Source organism: Vibrio sp. B172a (assembly GCF_030248355.1).
Lineage (GTDB): Bacteria > Pseudomonadota > Gammaproteobacteria > Enterobacterales > Vibrionaceae > Vibrio > Vibrio owensii.
The window spans coordinates 196,680-217,841 of the sequence record NZ_JAHGAC010000007.1; the positions used below are offsets into that span (position 1 = coordinate 196,680).

Here is a 21,162-nt window from a genome sequence, read left to right on the forward strand (position 1 = left end):
TTCTGCACAAATCAGGTCGGCATTACACCGACCTGAACGTCACTCTTACTGCATGCTGGTCGCACGTTTTACAACTGAACTTGGTAACTGGATACCAAGCTTGGTTGCCGCTCCTTCATTGACAACAAGGTCTGAACCCGTTGCGACTTTTACGTCTAGCTTGCCCGGTTCTTGTCCTTCCAAAATAGCTGCAACATACTCAGCGGTTTGAACACCGACTTGATAGTAGTCAAAGCCCAAGCTTGCGATCGCGCCTTTTTCTACATAAGACGTCGCTCCCCCAAACACTGGTTTTTTAGCTTGGTTTGCAGCCACGATCATGCCCTCTATCGCACTGGCTACCGTGTTGTCTGTCGGTGCATAAATCACATCTGATTTAGCTGCAATGGCTTGGGTCGCGGATTGAACATCTGCGCTTTTCAGAGCCGTCGCTTCAACCACTTTTAGTCCATTTGTTTCTGCACTCTCTTTTAACAGTTGCACCAAAGTCACTGCATTGGCTTCACCCGGGTTGTAGACCACGCCAATGGATTTCGCTTCAGGCAAGATCTCTTGAATCAAAGCAACATGTTGAGCAACCGGAGACAAATCAGAAAGACCCGTTACGTTTTTGCCCGGTTGATGCATAGATTTCACAAGCTTTGCGCCCACCGGATCCGTTACCGCAGTAAACACCACTGGAATAGAACGCGTAGCTGACACCAAAGCTTGAGCCGATGGTGTAGCAATACCCACGAGCACATCAGGACTCTCACCCACATACTGACGCGCAATCTGTACCGCTATCGCTGGGTTACCTTGTGCGGTTTTGTAGTCAAATTCTAGGTTCTTCCCTTGCTCATACCCTTTCGCTTTCAAGCCATCTAATAAGCCTTGGCGAGTCGCGTCGAGCGCTGGGTGCTCCACGATTTGTGAAACAGCAACCGTCGCAGTGTTAGCAAGCACATTAGCTGAAGAAAAAACCGTGGTCGCGGCAAGAATAGCAGTGGCGAGTAAACGTTTCGTTTTCATCATGACTCCTTGATGTCTCTTCGTCCTTGAACTGAAAGCCTCATCGAAAATGAATGCTCAACAGAAATAATGAGGAAGATGGGATGTTGTGTTTATTGCTGCGCACTTTTTGTGCATCTAATTGTCATTATTAACGCTAAGTGTTGGGAAAGAAAAGCAAGATTTAACAACAAAGTAACATTTGTGATCTCGCAATCGGTACGAGAGGCGGTTATTGCAAACTAAGATAAGGGCGAAAAGTCATGTTGCGGGCATAAAAAATGGAGTGGCTAGAAAGCACACTCCATTTCAATGAGTTGATTGTAGATTTGAAGAGTTAGAACCAACGCTCTAATGCAGTCTTATCCAACTGGCGGAACGCTCGGTTTAGGATCACCGCAAGTTCTTTGTATCTTGGACGAGCTTTTGCTGGCTCTAGTGCGAATCCTGATTCCGTAATTTTTTGGTGCAGCTCGCGATACCAAGAGGCCAACGCTGGCGGCAATTTGGTGTTGGAACGACTGCCTAACCACCACATACCTTGCAGCGGCATGCTGATTGCGAACAGCGCAACTACGATCGCTTGAGGAAGTGCGTCATAGTTATTAAATGCCATTTGAGTGAGCACACCGATCGCGGCGACCGCTGGCATCACTTTAATGCCAAAGCGCGTTGCTTTAATAATGCGTTGTTCGGGAAAAATGGCGTTCAGCTCTTTACGAACCGGCCAGATCTCCATGTAACTTTGGCCGTCTTTCAGGCTATGGATCAATCCGACTTGTTTGCTCATACCGCTCTCTCACTAAAAAATAGTTGAACATTTCAACTGAAGGCGCAAAAAATTGATGAAAGTTAATATTCTTTCAAAATTTTTTTGTTATCATTGCCTATTATCGCTATCCTTTGCAGACCCTCAATCTCATTGTTGCTGTTATTTACAATTTAAGCAACTCCGAGATTTTATTCTGCACGGATCGCTTCATAGTGGTGGATGGGTTCATCACTATTCATTTATACGGAATTAGAACAATTTTTGACCAAGATTAGTACGCACCCTTGGCGGTATCGTCTATTCTTGTGATTAATTTTTCATCCTTTAACTGATTTTGATCAGACGAATAACAGGTAGTCACACATGTCTAAGCTAGTTTTAGTTTTAAACTGCGGTAGTTCTTCTCTTAAATTTGCTGTTGTTGATGCAGAAACAGGTGCAGAGCACCTATCAGGTCTTGCTGAATGTCTTCACCTTCCTGAAGCACGTATCAAGTGGAAACTTGACGGTAAACACGAAGCTCAACTAGGTAACGGTGCAGCACACGAAGAAGCACTAGCGTTCATGGTTGAAACTATTCTTGCTTCTAAGCCAGAGCTTAAAGCTAACCTAGGCGCTATCGGTCACCGTATCGTACACGGTGGTGAGCAGTTCACTCAATCTGCACTAATCACTGATGACGTACTAAAAGGTATTCAAGACGCTGCGACTTTCGCACCGCTTCACAACCCAGCGCACATCATCGGTATCGAAGCTGCTAAGCACAACTTCCCAGAGCTTCAAAACGTTGCTGTATTCGACACTGCGTTCCACCAAACTATGCCTGAAGAGTCTTTCCTATACGCTCTTCCATACAAACTATACAAAGAGCACGGTATCCGTCGTTACGGCATGCACGGTACTTCACACCTATTCATCACTCGTGAAGTTGCTGGCCTACTAAACAAGCCAGTTGAAGAAGTAAACATCATCAACTGTCACCTAGGTAACGGTGCTTCTGTTTGTGCAATCAAGAACGGTAAATCTGTAGACACTTCTATGGGTCTTACTCCTCTTGAAGGTCTAGTAATGGGTACTCGTTGTGGTGATATCGACCCAGCTATCGTATTCCACCTACACGACGCTCTAGGTTACTCTGTTGAAGAAATCAACAACATGCTAACTAAAGAGTCTGGTCTTGCTGGTCTAACTGAAGTGACTTCTGACTGTCGTTTCGTTGAAGACAACTATGGTGAGAAAGAAGAAGCAACTCGTGCAATGGACGTGTTCTGTCACCGTCTAGCTAAGTACGTAGCTGGTTACACTGCTTCTATGGAAGGTCGTCTAGACGCAATCACTTTCACTGGCGGTATCGGCGAAAACTCTGGTCCTATCCGTGAAATGGTTCTAAACCGTCTAGGTATCTTCGGTATCGAAGTTGATGGTGAAGCTAACCTTAAAGCACGTTTCGGCGGCGAAGGTACTATCACTACAGCTAACAGCCGTATCCCAGCAATGGTTATCTCTACTAACGAAGAGCTAGTAATTGCTGAAGACACTGCACGCCTAGCAGGTCTTTAATAGATTTAACTGGCTAGCCACTCGGCTAGCCAGTTTTTCTTCCAAAAGAATTTCTTAGGGGCTTAACTCCTATTCTCTGAATTATTCATGGAATAAGAGTTGAGCTTTTATCCCCCAATAGCTAAAGGTACTCTACGAATGTCTCGTACTATTATGCTTATCCCTGCAAGTGCTGGTGTTGGTCTAACTAGCGTAAGCATGGGTGTTCTTCGCGCAATGGAGCGCAAAGGCGTTAAGGTTTCTTTCTACAAACCAATTTCACAGCCACGTTCTGGCGGTGATCAACCTGATCTAACTTCAACTATCGTTGGTTACAACAGCGATATGAAGATCGGTCAACCACTAGCGATGTCTGTTGCTGAAAGCCTAATCGGTAACGACAACATGGACGAGCTGCTAGAAACTGTTGTTGAGCGTTACAACCAAATCAACAAAGATGCAGACGTAACGCTTATCGAAGGTCTAGTACCAACTCGTAAGCACCCATTCGCTAACCAAGTGAACGCGGAAATCGCAGCAACTCTAGGTGCGGAAATCGTTCTTGTTGCAACTCCTGGTACAGATAACCCAGCTCAACTTAAAGAGCGCATCGAAGTAGCATGTTCTAACTTCGGTGGTACTAAGAACAAGAACATCTCTGGCGTAATCATCAACAAGCTAAACGCACCTGTTGACGAAGCTGGCCGTACTCGCCCTGACCTATCTGAAATCTTTGACGATGCAGACAGCGCGAAGCAAAACGAAATGAAAGTGATGGAAATCTTCAACACTTCTCCAATTCGTGTACTAGGTTGCGTGCCATGGAGCATCGACCTGATCGCTACTCGTGCAATCGATATGGCTCAGCACCTAAACGCTGACATCATCAACGAAGGTGACATTGCGACTCGTCGTATCAAGAGCATCACTTTCTGTGCACGTTCTCTGCCAAACATGATTGAGCACTTCAAACCAGGTTCTCTACTTGTTACTTCAGCAGACCGTCCAGACGTAATCGTTGCAGCAGCACTTGCAGCAATGAACGGTGTTGATATCGGTGCAGTTCTATTGACTGGCGGTTACGACATCCCTGAAGAGATCACTGGTCTTTGTAAGCCAGCGTTCGAAACTGGTCTACCGATCTTCAAAGCACAAGGTAACACTTGGCAGACTTCTCTAAACCTACAGAGCTTCTCTATCGAAGTACCTGCAGACGATAAAGAGCGTATCGAGTTCATCAACGAGCACGTTGCTGGTCACATCGACGGTAACTGGATCGAGTCTATGACTGAAGGCACTCAGAAGTCTCGTCGTCTAAGCCCACCAGCATTCCGTTACCAGCTAACTGAGTTCGCTCGTAAAGCTGGCAAGCGTATCGTTCTTCCTGAAGGTGATGAGCCACGTACAGTTAAAGCTGCGGCTATCTGTGCTGAGCGCGGTATCGCTGAATGTGTGCTTCTAGGTAACCCAGACGAAATCCGTCGCGTTGCTGCACAACAAGGCGTTGAGCTAGGTGCTGGCGTAACTATCATCAACTCTGATGAAGTTCGTGAAAACTACGTTGCTCGTCTAGTTGAACTACGTGGCGCGAAAGGTATGACTGAAGTTGTTGCTCGTGAGAAGCTACAAGATTCAGTATTCCTAGGCACAATGATGCTTGAGAACGACGAAGTAGACGGTCTAGTTTCTGGTGCGGTTCATACCACAGCAAACACTATCGTTCCTCCGTTCCAAATCATCAAGACTGCACCTGATGCGTCTATCGTATCTTCTGTATTCTTCATGCTACTACCTGACCAAGTATTGGTTTACGGTGACTGTGCGATTAACCCAGATCCAACAGCGGAACAGCTTGCTGAAATCGCTATCCAATCTGCTGATTCTGCAGCGGCATTCGGTATCGACCCTCGCGTTGCTATGATCTCTTACTCTACTGGTGAATCTGGTAAGGGTGCAGACGTAGATAAAGTACGTGAAGCAACTAAGATTGCTCAAGAGAAACGTCCAGATCTAGTGATCGACGGTCCTCTACAGTACGATGCAGCGATCATGGAAAACGTGGCAGCTTCTAAAGCGCCTAACTCTCCAGTAGCAGGTAAAGCAACAGTATTCGTATTCCCAGACCTAAACACTGGTAACACGACTTACAAAGCGGTACAACGTTCAGCAGACCTAGTATCTATCGGTCCAATGCTGCAAGGTATGCGCAAGCCTGTAAACGATCTATCTCGCGGTGCACTAGTAGACGATATCGTGTACACAGTTGCTCTAACTGCGATTCAGGCAGATCAAGCTGACCAAGCAAAAGAAAAAGCTGTTAACTAATTAACCGCATCTTTCTGAATGAAAAAACCTCGCCACGGCGAGGTTTTTTATTTCTTGTTGCTAGACAAGAATCGGGTCCATTGGACGGTTTAATTGATACTGCACGTTCAAATTCGTATTACTCGATCCGATGTCCCTATACTTCCAACGAACACCTTCATTGAGCTGGCGAGCAACAACGGACTCTACGGTAAGCAAGTTATCATTTTCTATGATGAGCCTATCGCTATCACTACCACTTGAGGCAGCGCGATAGTGCGTCATGAACCAATCTCGTTTCAACATGTATTGACGCGCGTGACCAAACTCATGAATAAGTCCAACTGCTGGTGACTGCGTCCCTCTAGATACATTGTTATTTGGCACACGACTGCGCCCGACGGGTTTGTTGCGCTTAATGTCGTTTACATTCAAGCTATCAAAAGGATTCCAAGTCACTAAACTGCCGCGAACATTGCAGCCTGCTTGTTTTACGATTTCTGCAGGAAAAAAGCTGCTAGTTGTGTCAGTTGTACAAAGTAACGTGACCTCTTCACCTCCCGAGAGGAAATCTAATAGTGCTGCGGCCGCACTAGATTGGCGTAAATAGGCCACAGCGTCGTTATATTTAGTAATAGGTTGTTCCACGGTTTTCCATTTAAAGCCCGTACCTTCGACCACTCCTGGAAATACAGTAATCATATCGTTTCTTCCTTGTTCAGATTCCTAGCGCTTAGCACGAAAGCTCAGCACTTGGTGAATCAGTATAGAAAAAGGAATGAGTTTTACTTGATTGATAATTACAGATTGGAACCTAGCTCGCGACCTAATAAATTGTTTTTGCATCAGACGGTTATTTGTTCTAAAGCGCCAAATAGACAAGCCCACCCAAACAAACCGCACTCAACATGGGTGGAACAACCTTAGCCCACAGTTGACGAGCGCCTATCATAAGTACCATCCCCATCTTAACAATGGTATTCACTGAAGCCGCGATAAATATCCCGAGCACAGCAACATCTATCGCCAAAGACTGAGTACTTTGACGCCCTAAAGTCAGTGAAATAGCATCAACATCCGTAATCCCCGACACCGCAGATAGAACTAAGATACCTGCACTGCCAAACCAATCTGAGAGGGCATGAGATAACAACATAATGATCGCTAATACAACACCAAAGAACAGTGCTGATTGAAGCGCCAACGGGTTAGTCTGTTTGTTCGATTGCTCTATTTTCTCGACTTCACTGCGACGCCATATCCACCAAGCCGGCAAGTAGAGCGCAATCATCATGACTAAAACAATCGGCCATAACAAACTCACTAATTGAGGATTGAGAACAGATAGGACAATCAACAAACGAGGAAACATAGTCCCGCAACTCAATAAGATTCCACTGGCGAGCAGAGGGCTGATACCTTCCTGCTCACGTGAAAGATGAGAGAACTGCAACGTCAGTGCGGTAGAAGAACTTAAGCCAGCGAAGACAGACGTAAACAATATGCCCCGCTTCGCTCCGCCGATCTTAATCGCGAAATAACCGACAAATGAAATACTGGCGATCAGTACCACCATCCACCAAATCTCATAAGGATTCAAAGCTTTCCAAGGACCGTAAGCTTGGTTGGGTAAAAGAGGCAATAAAACGATGGAAATAAGCAGAAGACGCAAAGCTGCATCAAGTTCGTACTCTTGAAGGCGCTGCAAAGCCTGATGAAGCTCTTTCTTGTTATCCAGCACGACTGCTGTGATGACTGCCGCCGCCGCAGCGAGCACCGCTTCACCTGAAACAGCCAGACTGCCAAGTACAAAGGTGATCACCAAACTGACCACGCCGGTGATGCTGATGTCCTCGCTCTTTTTTTGCTGAATAACAAACGCAATGCAAGCGAGAATCACCAAAGCAATAAGAGCAAAGCCGAGTAGCAAAGGCGTATACAGATGGGCAAGAATCCCAACCAAGCCACCAAGCAAACCGACTAAAGAAAAGGTGCGGATACCTGCAACGCGACTGCCTTCGACGCTGTTACGCATCACCCAGCCACGTTGGGTTCCCACAATCGCTCCCAAAAGCAGAGCAACAAACAGATTCCAAATTAGATGCTCGCCACTGACAAACTCATTGATATCCATACCCCACCTCAGTCAAAGATCGGTTGTTATATCATCAGTTTATGTGATCGGTAGGAAGAAGCTGTGATGGTGAGAAGATATTGAGAAAAAAGAAAAGCGCCACATCAAGTAGCACTTTTCTTAGCAGTTTGAAACTTAGATAGATTCTCGACCATGAGGCGAATCCAAATCTAATTCAGGGCCTTTGGGTACAACTTGTGTTGGGTTGATACCAGTGTGACTGAAATAGTAGTGGCGCTTAATGTGGTAGAAGTCTGTGGTTTCTGCCACGCCTTCTACTTGGTATAGCTCTTTCAAATAGCCTTGAATGTTTACGTAATCCGCAATGCGTTGTTTATTACATTTGAAATGACCTACGTATACCGCATCAAAGCGAACAAGGGTCGTAAACAAGCGCCAATCTGCTTCGGTGATTTTATTGCCCGCTAGATAACGATGCGTTGCAAGGTGAGCGTCGATTTTATCCAGTGCAGCAAACAGTGAGTCAAACGCTTCTTCATAAGCTTCTTGCGTTGTCGCAAAACCACAACGGTATACGCCATTGTTCACGTTCGGATAAATGTAGTCATTCCACTCATCAATCACGCTTTGAAGTTGCTCTGGGTAATAATCATCGTTGTTACCAGTGAGTTCGTTAAACTCAGAGTTAAACATACGGATGATTTCAGACGATTCATTCGACACGATGGTGTTGGTCTTTTTGTCCCACAAAACCGGAACAGTAACGCGACCAGTGTAATCGGGCTTAGCTTGAGTGTAGATTTGGTGCATACGAGTATGGCCAAACAGTGGCTCAGGTAAGCCCATCTGCCAACCTTCGCTGAGCATGTCTGGGCAAACGACCGTGACATCGATGTGCTTTTCCAAACCTTTTAGTCTGCGGAAGATCAGCGTGCGGTGCGCCCACGGACAAGCAAGAGAAACGTAAAGGTGGTAACGACCCGTTTCAGGTTGGAATGTCGCATCGGGTTTGTTCTTTATCCAATTACGAAAGCCCGCATCTTCACGAACGAACTTACCGCCATTAGATTTAGTCTCGTACCATACATCGTGCCAAACGCCCTCAACTAACTTACCCATGACTGCTCTCCTCTTAATTTGTTTTCCACTATATTAGCGAATCACACAAAGCTTATAATCCGGCCACTTAGTCCATCTTGTTCAAGAATTTCGAATGAACTAGTTCCGGCCAATATCGTAGGCATAAAAAAAGCGCGACCCTATAAAAGGAGCCGCGCTTAAGCCCGTCACAGGCTGAATTTAATTACACTGCTACGTGTAGACAAGATACTGCGTGAACGTCTGAACCTTCGATGTGTGGTCTGGTCTTCGCACACTCATCCGTCGCTTGAGGACAACGAGTACGGAACACACAACCAGAAGGAGGATTAATTGGTGATGGTAGATCACCTTCTAGCATCTGAATCTTCTTGCTGCGTTCAATTTCCGGATCCGGAATTGGAACCGCTGACATCAACGCACGTGTGTATGGGTGTTTTGGATCGGCAAACAATGCTTCCGCTTCACCCAGTTCAACAGCGTTACCTAGGTACATAACCAATACGCGGTCAGAGATGTGTTTCACCACTGACAAATCGTGCGCGATGAATACCAATGAAAGACCAAGCTCTTTTTGCAGCTCTTTCAATAGGTTAACAACCTGAGCTTGAATCGATACGTCCAGTGCTGATACCGGTTCGTCACAGATGATCATCTTTGGCTTTAGAATAAGGGCACGAGCGATACCAATACGTTGACACTGACCACCTGAGAACTCGTGTGGGTAACGGTTGATAACGTTTGGCAGTAGACCTACCTTCGCCATCATTTCTTTAACGCGGTCTTTCACTTCTTGCTTCGTCAGTTCTGGGTAGAACGTCTCTAGCGGCTCAGCGATGATGTCGCCCACAGTCATACGCGGGTTCAAAGAAGCCAAAGGATCTTGGAAAATCATTTGAATTTCTTTGCGCGTTTCACGGCGTTGGACGTCTTTCATCTTCGTTAGGTCTTGGCCTAACCAAACTACTTCGCCATCTGTTGCTTCAACCAAACCAATGATCGCGCGAGCAAACGTCGATTTACCACAACCAGACTCACCTACTACCCCAAGAGTCTCACCTTCGTATAGACGAACGTTTACGCCGTCTACCGCTTTTAGGCTTGATGGTTTTGCCCAAGGCCATGCAGATTTTGATGCAATGCTGAAGTGAACTTTCAGATCAGATACATCCAGAATTAGTTTTTTGTCTGTACTCATTTGCTCCAAGCCTCCCATTCAGAAAAACATGCACGCTGACGGCCATCACCAAACGGTGTCAGAATCGGTGCTTCACGCTTACAACGATCCATCACACGGTGGCAGCGATCTTGGTAAGGACAGCCAGGTGGTAGACGAAGCAAGTTAGGCGGGTTACCTGGAATTGTTGGCAGGATCTCGCCTTCTGTATCCAAACGAGGAATCGCCTTCAATAGACCTTCCGCGTAAGGGTGGCTTGGGTTGTAGAAGATTTCGTTCACTGTGCCGTACTCCATGGTACGACCTGCGTACATCACCAGTACTTTGTCACAAGAACCCGCTACGACACCAAGGTCGTGCGTGATCATGATGATTGCAGTATTGAACTCAGATTTCAGTTCGTTCAGCAGATCCATGATCTGTGCTTGAACCGTAACGTCCAATGCCGTGGTTGGCTCATCCGCAATAAGCAGTTTTGGACGACACAGTAGTGCCATTGCGATCATTACACGCTGACGCATACCGCCAGAGAACTCGTGTGGGTACATGGTGATACGCTTACGAGCTTCTGGGATTTTTACTGCTTCAAGCATGCGAACAGACTCTTCGAACGCTTCTGCCTTGCCCATACCTTTGTGCAGCATCAGAACTTCCATCAGCTGATCACTGACTTTCATGTATGGGTTAAGAGAGGTCATCGGGTCTTGGAAGATCATAGCGATCTGTTCCGCTCGAACCTTGTTAAGCTCTTTTTCTGGAAGGTTAAGGATTTCTCGACCTTCAAATTTCGCGCTACCAGAGATAATACCGTTCTTAGCCAGTAGACCCATGATTGCGAATACAGTTTGTGACTTACCTGAACCAGACTCACCTACGATACCTAGGGTTTCACCTTGATTCAGAGAGAAGTTCAAATCGTTTACTGCGGTTACGATACCATCTTGCGTGGTAAATTCGACGCGCAGATCTTTGACATCTAATAAACTCATCATTGCTTCCTTTATTCTTTCTATTTTTAATTATCTGTCTTTTGGATCCAACGCATCGCGCAGACCGTCACCAACGTAGTTGAAGCAGAATAGAGTCACAACCATGAATACTGCTGGGAACGCCAGCTGCCAGATTGCTACTTCCATTGTTTGCGAACCTTCTTGTAGAAGTGCGCCCCAACTTGTCATTGGTTCCTGTACACCAAGACCAAGGAATGAAAGGAATGATTCAGTCAGAATCATGCTTGGGATAAGTAGAGTTGAGTAAACCGCTACGATACCCAGTACGTTTGGTACGATATGGCGAGTGATGATCTTCCACTTGCTCACACCACAAACGTGTGCCGCTTCAATAAACTCTTTACTACGTAGACTTAGCGTTTGACCACGTACGATACGAGCCATATCTAGCCACGCAATAGCACCGATAGCGACGAAGATAAGAACGATGTTACGGCCGAAGAATGTTACTAGTACGATAACTAGGAACATGAACGGAACCGCGTATAGGATTTCAAGAATACGCATCATGATACGGTCAACTTTACCGCCGATGAAGCCAGAAGCCGCACCGTAAAGCGTACCAATCACAACCGCAACCAATGCACCAAGAACACCAACCATTAGAGAGATACGACCGCCAATCAGCGTACGTACGTAAAGGTCACGACCTAAGCTGTCAGTACCGAACCAGTGCTCAGCACTTGGACCAACGTGCATTGCGTACCAGTCTGTATCGTCAAATGTGTAAGGTGCCAGCATTGGCAGGAAGATTACCGCAAGGGTCATCAATGCAAGAATGAACAAGCTCACCATCGCCGCTTTGTTACGCATAAAGCGGATGCGGGCGTCTTGCCACAAACTACGGCCTTCAACTTCCAGGTTCTCTGCAAATTTCTCGACCGCTTCAAGATTCTCTTTTTTCGTTAACATAACCATACTTCCCTGTTAGTAGCGAATTTTCGGGTCAATCATTGCTAGCAGAATATCAACGATAGCGTTGAACAAGATGAATAGGAAACCAATCAAAATGGTTACACCCATTACTAGCGAGTAGTCACGGTTAAAGGCTGCGTTTACAAACAGCTTACCAATACCTGGCAGACCAAAGATGGTCTCAACAACTACCGAGCCGGTGATAATGCCGACAAACGCAGGTCCCATGTAAGACACTACAGGAAGCAGGGCTGGTTTTAATGCGTGTTTCAAGATGATGTAACGGTAGCTTAGACCTTTCGCACGGGCAGTTCGGATAAAGTTACTGTTCAATGTCTCGATCATTGAACCACGAGTGATACGAGCAAACGTGGCGACATAAAGCAGTGACATTGCAATCACTGGCAGCACCAAATATTGCCATGAGCCATCATGCCAACCGCCTGCAGGGAATAAATTCCAGTGGAGCGAGAACAAGTAAATCAAAGCTGGCGCCAACACGAAGGATGGCATTACTACCCCAAGCATCGCCGTAGACATAATGGTGTAGTCAAGCCACGAGTTTTGTTTGAGCGCTGCTATGGTCCCGATCGTCACCCCCAGAATGACCGTGAAGATAAAGGCAATGAAACCCACCTTCGCCGATACTGGTAGTGCTACCGAAATTAGCTCGTTTACTGTGTAATCTAAGTATTTGAATGAAGGACCAAAGTCACCTTGGACAACGTTAGTCAAGTACGTGGTGTACTGCTCAAATACTGGCTTATCTAGGCCGTATTTGGCTTCAATGTTCGCCATAACTTCTGGCGGTAATGGACGCTCGCTCGAGAATGGGTTACCCGGTGCGAAACGCATAAGAAAGAAAGATACGGTGATCAAAACCAACATTGTTGGGATCGCCTCAAATATCCTTTTTGCGATGAATTTAAGCATAAACTCACTCTTTCAGTCTGTGACAGTTAAAAAAATTGATGATAGGCACCGCACGTCCCGCTGTTGGGACGTGTGGGCCTTATTCTTATAGTCTTGAAGCGACTTTAATTAGTCTGCTTTGATGTAAAGATCTTTGGTGTAGATCTTTTCTTCCGCGTTGTTAGCAGGGAAACCACCAACGTGCGGGTTTAATAGACGAGAACGAACGTACTGGTAGATAGGCGCGATAGGCATATCTTGAGCCATCAGTTGCTCAGCTTCTAGGTAGATCTTGGTACGCTCTTCTTCTGAAGTCGACTTAATCGCTTTGTCGATCAGAGCATCGTACTCTTTGTTACCCCAGTGCTGACCACCAGTTGTGTTCGAGCTAACCATAAGGGTTAGGAATGAAGATGCTTCGTTGTAGTCGCCACACCAACCAGCGCGTGCTACTTCGAAATCACCTTGGTCTTTCGTAGATAGGTAAGTTTTCCACTCTTGGTTTTCTAGTGTTACATCTAGACCTAGAGTTTTCTTCCACATAGAACCAAGCGCTACTGCTAGTTTCTTGTGGTTCTCATCTGTGTTGTATAGAAGAGAGAACTTAAGAGGGTTGTCTTTGCCGTAACCCGCTTCTGCCAATAGGCGTGCCGCTTCTTCGTTACGCTCTTTTTGCGTCATCTTGCCGTAAGCTGGAAGCTCAGGGTTGAAGTGCGCAGTGATTTCAGGCGTTAGGAAGTAAGCAGGTTTCTGACCTTGGCCAAGAATCGCGTTTGCTACGATGTTACGGTCAATTGCATAAGAAATCGCTTTACGAACGCGAACGTCATTGAAAGGCTCTTTCTTAGTGTTGAATGAGTAGTAGTAAGTACACAGGCTGCCCTCAACCGATACTGACTCTGGGTGCTCTTTCTTCAGACGCTTAAAGTGCTCAGTCGGCAGTTTAGACGTGAAGTCGATTTCACCAGATAGGAAACGGTTCATTTCAGCAACGCCGTTTTCGATTGGAAGGTACGTTACTTTGTTGATAACAGTTTTGTCGTTATCCCAGTACTGTTCGTTACGAACAAGCTCTAGACGCTCGTTCACAACCCAGTTGTTTACTACATAAGCGCCGTTACCTACGAAGTTTTCTGGTTTCGTCCATTGATCACCAAACTTCTCAACTGTCGCTTTGTGTACTGGTTTCATTGTTGTGTGACCAGCCATCATTACAAAGTAAGGAACCGCTGTGTCTAGCTCAACCACAAGTGTGTGGTCATCTGTCGCTTTAACACCTAGCTCGCTCTTGTCTTTTTTGCCCGCAACGATGTCTTTCGCGTTTTTCATCTTGGTGTATTCCATGTACCAAGAGTATGGCGAAGCGGTTGCAGGATCGACTGCACGCTGCCAGCTGTAAACGAAATCTTGTGCTGTTACAGGATCGCCGTTAGACCATTTAGCGTCTTTACGTAGGTGGAAAGTGAAAGTTTTGTTGTCTGAGGTTTCCCAGCTCTCAGCTACACCAGGGATAGTGTCGCCGTCTGCATTTTGGTTCACTAAGCCTTCAAGGAGATCACGAATCACATGCGACTCTGGAACACCTTGAGATTTGTGCGGGTCAATTGTTGCAACTTCGGTACCGTTACCGCGAACGATTTCTTGTTTCTCAGCAAGTTTAGTGCCTGCTGGAACGTCAGCAGCGAAAGCGGTAGTAGAAGAGGCAGCCACTGCCAGACCAGCACCTAGAAGAAGGGCTTGGGTGATTTTGTTCTTATACATGCGTAAAACTCCAAGTTTTTCATTAGCATCCATGACTTCTCTGCAAGGGACTGGAACGGTCAGAATTTTAGAATTTTTTAGCGCACTTTTTGAGCACAAAACACTAAAACCTTACAAAGACTGCGGCACACATTAGCAACCATTGAAGTAATTTGCCATAAAAATGTAGCAAAAAAACTAATAATTCTGTAAATAGTGCCCTTATTTAGCAATAAATACCGCACAAAAAGTATTGAGTAGAGAAATACAGATTCGCATGGTCATTTGACAGGCAAAACTTTCGATAAATCTAAATTCAAACTCTTTGATAGCATCTTATGCTAGATATATGTACAAAAATTAACATTTATGACACATTGAGTCTAATTAATAATTGCATATATCTCGTTCGATATTTTTTATTGTGAACAAGGTCACCGAGAGGAGAAAGAGAGGAAAAATGGTGGTTTTGACGGCAAGTGAGAGTAGAAAATGAGCTCGCTTTTTACGCTAAAAAAACAAAAAGCCAGACGCTATTAACATCTGGCTTTGAACGATTTGCTAGCAGAATAAAAAACTGCCCTACTTTTCCCAACGCTGTGCAGCTTGATGATCGGTATCGCGAGACTCAATCCAGCGGTTTTCACTGGTGGTGCGCTCTTTTTTCCAGAATGGTGCTTTAGTCTTTAGAAAGTCCATAATGAACTCGCAAGCATCAAATGCCGCACCACGATGTGCACTAGACACACCAACAAAAACGATTTGGTCACCAGTATCGAGATCACCAATACGGTGAATAACGCGAACGCCTAACAAAGGCCAACGTGATTCCGCCTCATCACAGATGTCGATCAGGCTTTTCTCCGTCATACCCGGATAATGCTCTAGGTGAAGACCAATCACGTTGTCGCCAAGGTTCATATCACGAACTTTACCGATGAAGGTCACTACCGCACCAGAAGACGTGCCTTCTGATAGACGTTGGTATTCTTGATCGACCGAAAAGTCTTCAGCTTGTACAGAAACGCGAGGATCCATATTAGCCCCCTGTTACCGGTGGGAAGAAGGCAACTTCATCACCCGCTTTCACTGCTGTATCTAGAGGTACGATGGACTGGTTTACCGCTGCCAGTAACTTACCTGGTTCTAGCGCTAAATCCCACTTGCCTTCTTTGTCAGCACCTGACTCAACAAGGTGAGCTCGAATGGCTTCTACATTATCAAACTGGCCTTCAAGTTCTAGACCATCCATACCAACTAGCTCTCGCGTTTGAGCAAAGAAAAGTACTTTAATCATTATTCCGCCTTGAAGTGTCCAGATTTACCGCCCGTCTTCTCTAGGAGACGAACTTGTTCAATAACCATGTCTTTCTGCACCGCTTTACACATATCGTAAATCGTTAACGCCGCCACTGAAGCCGCCGTCAGCGCTTCCATTTCTACGCCTGTTTTACCCGCTAGCTTACATACAGATTCGATACGTACTTTGTTTTCTGCTTCGATAGCTTCCAATTGAACTTCAACCTTAGAAAGCAACAGAGGGTGACAAAGAGGAATCAAATCCCATGTTTTCTTAGCAGCTTGAATACCAGCAATACGAGCCGTCGCAAACACATCACCTTTGTGGTGTTGGCCTGAAACAATAAGTTGCAGTGTTTCTGGAGCCATGTGCACGAACGCTTCAGCACGTGCTTCACGAACGGTTTCCGCTTTTGCTGATACGTCCACCATGTTAGCTTCGCCAGACGCGTTGATATGTGTAAATTGGGTCATTGTTTTTCCTTCGCTTTTAGGAAAGGTTATACAGATAGGTGTGGCATAAAGTTACAAGGACGATGGCTTGCATCTAGCTGTTGCTTGATGATCTTCGTCCAACCAGTACGGCACGCACCAGTAGAACCTGGCATTGCAAAGATAACAGTGTGGTTAGCGAAACCAGCGATCGCACGAGACTGAATGGTTGAAGTACCAATCTCTTCGTAAGAAACCAAACGGAATAGTTCACCAAAACCTTCGACTTCTTTATCAAATAGTGGCTTAAGTGCTTCTGGTGTGCTGTCACGTGAAGTGAAACCCGTACCGCCAGTGATCATGATTGCTTGTACATTTTCGTCTGCAATCCATTGAGATACGATCGCGCGGATCTTGTACATGTCATCGATAACGATCTGCTTATCGACTACGTTGTGACCCGCTTCTTTTGCGTGTTCAACTAGGTAACCACCAGAAGTGTCGTTTTCTTCAGTACGAGTGTCAGATACCGTCAGAACGGCAATGTTTGCAGGTTGAAATTTGCTTTCAGCGTGACCCATTTGTTCACCTATTCTCTATTTTTGCTTTGATACGCAGAGTATCGATTCTGGAAAAAATCATCGAAAGCCACGTCAGCTCCCGATGTGAAATCTGATTGGAATTAACCGCCGATAGACGCGAGATGTGGCGTCATACCTGTGTTGCCATCGTGCAAGAAGTGACTCACGGATTTCGTTTGCAGCTGCGCTTGAATACGTTCAATCAATTCATTTTCTTGCTCGTCACGCTCTAGTAGGTCACGCAGTTCCACGCCATGATCACCGAACAGACACAGATGCAGTTTACCCAAAGCGGAGACACGAAGTCGGTTACAGCTCTCACAGAAGTCTTTTTCGTATGGCATGATCAGGCCAATTTCACCCTTGTAATCTGGATGAACAAATACCTGTGCAGGACCATCATTATGAGAACGTACTTTGAGTAACCAACCATTGGCAATTAATTGATTGCGGATAGCGACACCAGAAACATGGTGCTTAGCAAACAGATCATCCATTTCTCCCGTCTGCATCAGTTCGATAAAACGCAGTTGGATAGGACGGTCTTTAATCCAGTTGAGGAAAGCAGGTAGCTCGTTGTGGTTGAGGTCTTTCATTAGTACCACATTGACTTTGACTTGCTCATAACCCACTTCAAATGCACGTTCGATACCATTCATCACTTCAGTGAATTTATTTTCACCTGTGATTTGATGGAACATACGCGGGTCAAGGCTATCCACACTCACGTTGATGTTAGTCAAGCCAGCTTCACGCCAGTCAGCAACTTGTTTCGCCATGCGGTAACCATTAGTCGTTGTCGCGACCTTTTTGATACCCGGCGTGGTTGCTACTGAGTGGATAATGTCAGTAAAGTCTTTGCGTAAACTCGGCTCTCCACCTGTGATACGTACCTTTGAGGTACCACAATCTGCAAACGCTTTTACAACACGTTTGATCTCTGGGAGAGAAAGAAATGACGAGTTTTTATTGCCCGATGGCTTGTAGCCGTCAGGAAGGCAATAGGTACATTTAAAATTACAAACGTCAGTCACTGACAGACGCAAGTAATAGAACTTACGATGAAATTTGTCTTCGAATTGTTGCGCCACGGAACACCTTTCCAAACACGGGAGGCATAATCATTTCCAAGTATGCCCTTGTGACAGTATGTCACTGGCTCAAGACGCTTATCCTAGGACTTAGCATAGTGAGCTCGGAGTTATGGCAACCAGAGGAGGTAAACCCCTGATAGCTTTGCCGTGTAAAATACTTAATATTTGTAATGGAATCCAGACTTGAGTGATAAAAAACTCTCTAGAAACACAATTTACCGCTTAGTGAGTACCCCTTTGGCACTCGTTAAGTTAAATTGTAGTCGTTTTTTACAAGATTATTAGAAGAACGTAATGAATATCTACACCGATAAGAAAGTGGTCGCAGTTGGCGGTGGTCACGGTTTGGGCCGTATGTTGGCGGCGTTAAAAGATTTTGGCAGCAATGCAACAGGCATTGTTGCGACAACTGATAACGGTGGTTCAACTGGCCGTATCCGTCATTGTCAGGGTGGTATTGCTTGGGGTGACACGCGCAACTGTATCAACCAGTTGATCACCGAGCCATCGATCAGTTCAATGATGTTCGAGTACCGCTTTAAAGGTACTGGTGAACTCGACGGACACAACCTCGGTAACCTAATGCTGACCGCACTGGATAATCTATCGGTACGCCCTCTCGATGCGATCAATCTTATCCGTAACATGCTCAAAGTGGACGTTCACATTCTTCCTATGTCTGAGCATCCTTCCGATCTCACTGCGTTATCAGTGGATGGGCAGTGGGTGACGGGTGAAACTAACGTCGATGAGATGGACACCGATCTGCGTCGTCTCGATCTGTCACCAGAAGTTCCTGCAACGAAAGAAGCCGTGACTGCACTGGCAGAAGCAGACGTAATTATTCTTGGCCCTGGCAGCTTCTTAACAAGCATCATGCCGCCATTACTATTGCCAGAACTTGGTAAAGCGATTGCCGCTAACCAAAAAGCAAAAGTGATTTTTGTGGCGAACTTAAGCCCAGAATATGGTCCTGCAGGTCGAATGACGATGAAGCAAAAGCTTGAATGGTGTGAGCGAGCTTGCCAAGGCAGAAAAATAGATGTTGTATTAGCAGAAGAGACCGAACAAGAAGTTCTAGATAACTGGAACGTTGTCACTGAATCATTAGCGTCGACTAACCGCGATTGGCGTCACGACCGTGAAAAGCTGAAGCTTGCAATTGAGAGCCAACTGCTCACTGATTAACCTTCATTAAGCAAAGTTCATAAAAAAGCCCTTCCACATCGGAAGGGCTTCTTGTTTATAAACAGCTGTTATTGCTTTATTTGGTTATCTGAGTTGGTTACTTTGTCCAAGAGCGGTAAGTCTCGCGAGTCTCATGCAGTAAATCGAGCATCTCACCAACTTCACTCCCATGCTCTGCCAACTGATTTGCTTTGGCTTGCTTATCAATGGCAATAGCCAGTTCACACAGTCGATCAGCACCAAAACTCGCTGCACTGCTCTTCAACGCGTGGCTTATCTCTTTTAAGTAAACCAACTGCTCAGTACCTACAAGAGTGGATAGGTTGCTGATGTAGGTATCCATTTCCCCAAGAAAAATATCAAGCAAAACAGGAACATTATCACGGCCAATTTCGGCAGAGAGTTCTTCAATTTTTTGCTGATTTAATACGTCCGTACTCATACGTTCTGTTTTTCGTCCTTGCTATTCCAAGCTTGCAACTTGCGATAAATCGTTGATGGGCTGACATCTAGGTAGCCCGCGGCGCGTGGAATGTTGCCGTCACACGCCTGAATCGCCTGCTCGATGGCCATTTTTTCAGTCATCCACAGTGGCATAATGTCTGACACCGTCATAATTTCAGGTTCAATAAATTTTGAAATTGATTGACGAACCACCGGTTGATTCAGTGGTGGTGGCAGCATGTCCAAAGTAATTTCTTTGCCGTTGTTCAGTACAACGATATTACGCAGTACGTTTTGCAACTGACGGACGTTACCCGGCCATTCGTAACTGTTGAAACGTTCAATCACATCTTGTGCAAAACGGATAAAACTCTTGCCTTCCTCGTGAGACATATAGCCCAGTAGCGAATACGCAATTTCAATCACGTCTTCGCCGCGCTCACGTAACGGTGGAAGATGCAAAGGAATCACGTACAAACGGTAGTACAAGTCTTCACGGAAACGGCCTTCTTGCACTTCTTTCCAAGGATCGCGGTTGGTCGCACACACGAATCGCACGTCGACACTCTTCATCTTTGAAGAGCCCACTTTTTGGAAAGTACCCGTTTGGATAAAGCGCAATAACTTAGTTTGAAGATCTAAGTCCATTTCACACAATTCATCAAGGAACAACGTGCCACCATCGGCAAGCTCAGCCGCACCTTGGCGATCATTCGCAGCACCGGTAAACGCGCCTTTTACGTGACCAAACAATTCACTTTCAATTAGATCTTTTGGGATCGCAGCACAGTTAATAGCGATAAACGGCTTATCACCACGTTTGCTTGCTGCGTGAATGGCTTCGGCACACACCTCTTTACCAGTACCACTTTCACCCGTGATGAAAATACTCGCTTTACTACTCGCTGCGGAGTCAATGGTTCGGTAAACCTGCTGCATGGTTTGGCTACTGCCGATAAAGCCTTGGTAATTTTGGTTACCCGGGTTATCCGCTTCATTCTTAAGCTTGGTTGCTTTGCGAATTGCGTTGTTCACCGTGACACGAAGACGGTCGGCTTCACATGGCTTGATTAAGAAGTCTTGAGAACCATGACGCATCGCTTCTACCGCAGTGTCGATAGAGCCATGAGCAGTCATAAAGATGATTGGCACGTCTGGGTGGCTTTTCTTCACCGCGTGCAATACGTCCATCCCCGTCATATCAGGTAAGCGGAGATCGAGCAGAATCAGATCGGGAATTCGATGGTTCAGGCTTTCGATGGCGTCTCTGCCTGTTCCAACAATATTAATATCGATGCCGAGAGGCGTCAGGTAAGAACGGTACAATGCCGCAACGGATGCGGTGTCTTCTACCATTAGTAGATAACGAGACTTTTGACCTTCTGTTATTTGTTGCATAGCCTAGCCGATTTTTTGTTGTGTTTTAAATAATAATCGCATTACGCTTTGCATTTTGCAAATAATCATTTGTTGGATTGTGGGTATTCTAACCAAATTAAACCGAATATCAACAGGTTAAATAGTGGCACAAACCATGCTGTATAAATAACGACCCCTCGGGTCACCTAGCCA

The 21,162-nt window shown here is 45.7% G+C and carries 20 protein-coding genes and 1 riboswitch; of the genes, 3 read left to right on the forward strand and 17 right to left on the reverse strand.

Going from position 1 to position 21,162, the window contains the following annotated elements:
• Positions 1 to 45: 45 nt before the first annotated feature.
• Positions 46 to 1,011, reverse strand: coding sequence for an ABC transporter substrate-binding protein (locus KIT90_RS08865; RefSeq protein WP_285376479.1), 966 nt, complete (start codon positions 1,009 to 1,011; stop codon positions 46 to 48).
• Between the two features lie 316 nt (positions 1,012 to 1,327).
• A complete protein-coding gene (gene yfbV / locus KIT90_RS08870; RefSeq protein WP_005439638.1) occupies positions 1,328 to 1,780 on the reverse strand; it encodes a terminus macrodomain insulation protein YfbV in 453 nt (150 codons plus the stop codon).
• A gap of 345 nt (positions 1,781 to 2,125) precedes the next feature.
• Between yfbV and KIT90_RS08875 the strand changes: the two genes are divergently transcribed.
• Positions 2,126 to 3,322 carry an acetate kinase gene (locus KIT90_RS08875; RefSeq protein WP_005439639.1) on the forward strand — a complete coding sequence of 399 codons (1,197 nt, stop codon included), beginning with the start codon at positions 2,126 to 2,128 and terminating at the stop codon, positions 3,320 to 3,322.
• Between the two features lie 138 nt (positions 3,323 to 3,460).
• Positions 3,461 to 5,626 (forward strand): phosphate acetyltransferase, encoded by a 2,166-nt coding sequence (gene pta / locus KIT90_RS08880; protein ID WP_005439640.1) that lies wholly within the window; start codon positions 3,461 to 3,463, stop codon positions 5,624 to 5,626.
• 60 nt (positions 5,627 to 5,686) lie between these two features.
• On the opposite strand, the gene KIT90_RS08885 is transcribed toward pta, so the two are convergent.
• From KIT90_RS08885 to moaA, 13 genes are all read right to left on the reverse strand, one after another.
• Complete coding sequence (locus KIT90_RS08885) at positions 5,687 to 6,307, reverse strand: hypothetical protein (RefSeq protein WP_005439641.1); 621 nt, start codon at positions 6,305 to 6,307, stop codon at positions 5,687 to 5,689.
• Between the two features lie 160 nt (positions 6,308 to 6,467).
• Positions 6,468 to 7,739, reverse strand: a complete 1,272-nt coding sequence (locus KIT90_RS08890; protein WP_285376328.1) for an MgtC/SapB family protein — start codon at positions 7,737 to 7,739, stop codon at positions 6,468 to 6,470.
• Between the two features lie 135 nt (positions 7,740 to 7,874).
• Complete coding sequence (locus KIT90_RS08895; RefSeq protein ID WP_132698027.1) at positions 7,875 to 8,819, reverse strand: glutathione S-transferase family protein; 945 nt, start codon at positions 8,817 to 8,819, stop codon at positions 7,875 to 7,877.
• A gap of 184 nt (positions 8,820 to 9,003) precedes the next feature.
• Complete coding sequence (gene oppF / locus KIT90_RS08900; protein WP_005439644.1) at positions 9,004 to 9,996, reverse strand: murein tripeptide/oligopeptide ABC transporter ATP binding protein OppF; 993 nt, start codon at positions 9,994 to 9,996, stop codon at positions 9,004 to 9,006.
• Positions 9,993 to 10,964, reverse strand: a complete 972-nt coding sequence (locus KIT90_RS08905; protein WP_005444728.1) for an ABC transporter ATP-binding protein — start codon at positions 10,962 to 10,964, stop codon at positions 9,993 to 9,995. The genes oppF and KIT90_RS08905 overlap by 4 nt, the downstream gene beginning before the upstream one ends.
• 30 nt (positions 10,965 to 10,994) lie before the next feature.
• Positions 10,995 to 11,897: an oligopeptide ABC transporter permease OppC gene (gene oppC, locus KIT90_RS08910; RefSeq protein WP_009707276.1), complete on the reverse strand. Its 903-nt coding sequence runs from the start codon at positions 11,895 to 11,897 to the stop codon at positions 10,995 to 10,997.
• Between the two features lie 15 nt (positions 11,898 to 11,912).
• A complete protein-coding gene (gene oppB, locus KIT90_RS08915; protein WP_005433208.1) occupies positions 11,913 to 12,833 on the reverse strand; it encodes an oligopeptide ABC transporter permease OppB in 921 nt (306 codons plus the stop codon).
• Between the two features lie 108 nt (positions 12,834 to 12,941).
• The gene (locus KIT90_RS08920; protein ID WP_009707278.1) at positions 12,942 to 14,573 is read right to left on the reverse strand and encodes an ABC transporter substrate-binding protein; all 1,632 of its coding nucleotides are present in this window, start codon (positions 14,571 to 14,573) and stop codon (positions 12,942 to 12,944) included.
• A 561-nt stretch (positions 14,574 to 15,134) separates the two neighbouring features.
• Positions 15,135 to 15,590 (reverse strand): molybdopterin synthase catalytic subunit MoaE, encoded by a 456-nt coding sequence (gene moaE / locus KIT90_RS08925; RefSeq protein WP_009707279.1) that lies wholly within the window; start codon positions 15,588 to 15,590, stop codon positions 15,135 to 15,137.
• A 1-nt stretch (position 15,591) separates the two neighbouring features.
• A complete protein-coding gene (gene moaD, locus KIT90_RS08930; protein WP_009707280.1) occupies positions 15,592 to 15,849 on the reverse strand; it encodes a molybdopterin synthase sulfur carrier subunit in 258 nt (85 codons plus the stop codon).
• Positions 15,849 to 16,325 carry a cyclic pyranopterin monophosphate synthase MoaC gene (moaC, locus tag KIT90_RS08935; protein WP_005439664.1) on the reverse strand — a complete coding sequence of 159 codons (477 nt, stop codon included), beginning with the start codon at positions 16,323 to 16,325 and terminating at the stop codon, positions 15,849 to 15,851. Before moaC ends, moaD begins: the two co-directional genes overlap by 1 nt.
• A 26-nt stretch (positions 16,326 to 16,351) precedes the next feature.
• Complete coding sequence (gene moaB, locus KIT90_RS08940) at positions 16,352 to 16,864, reverse strand: molybdenum cofactor biosynthesis protein B (protein ID WP_005433210.1); 513 nt, start codon at positions 16,862 to 16,864, stop codon at positions 16,352 to 16,354.
• Between the two features lie 101 nt (positions 16,865 to 16,965).
• Positions 16,966 to 17,955, reverse strand: a complete 990-nt coding sequence (gene moaA, locus KIT90_RS08945; RefSeq protein ID WP_005439665.1) for a GTP 3',8-cyclase MoaA — start codon at positions 17,953 to 17,955, stop codon at positions 16,966 to 16,968.
• A riboswitch (molybdenum cofactor riboswitch) is annotated at positions 17,944 to 18,077 on the reverse strand. It overlaps the preceding gene by 12 nt.
• A gap of 175 nt (positions 18,078 to 18,252) precedes the next feature.
• On the opposite strand from moaA, the gene KIT90_RS08950 reads away from it, so the two are divergent.
• Complete coding sequence (locus KIT90_RS08950) at positions 18,253 to 19,146, forward strand: YvcK family protein (RefSeq protein WP_005439666.1); 894 nt, start codon at positions 18,253 to 18,255, stop codon at positions 19,144 to 19,146.
• A gap of 97 nt (positions 19,147 to 19,243) precedes the next feature.
• Here the strand turns inward: KIT90_RS08950 and luxU are convergent, their stop codons facing one another.
• On the reverse strand, positions 19,244 to 19,588 hold the full coding sequence (gene luxU, locus KIT90_RS08955; RefSeq protein WP_285376334.1) for a quorum-sensing phosphorelay protein LuxU: 345 nt from the start codon (positions 19,586 to 19,588) through the stop codon (positions 19,244 to 19,246).
• The gene (gene luxO / locus KIT90_RS08960) at positions 19,585 to 20,988 is read right to left on the reverse strand and encodes a quorum-sensing sigma-54 dependent transcriptional regulator LuxO (RefSeq protein WP_005439670.1); all 1,404 of its coding nucleotides are present in this window, start codon (positions 20,986 to 20,988) and stop codon (positions 19,585 to 19,587) included. The genes luxU and luxO overlap by 4 nt, the downstream gene beginning before the upstream one ends.
• Positions 20,989 to 21,162 lie beyond the last annotated feature (174 nt).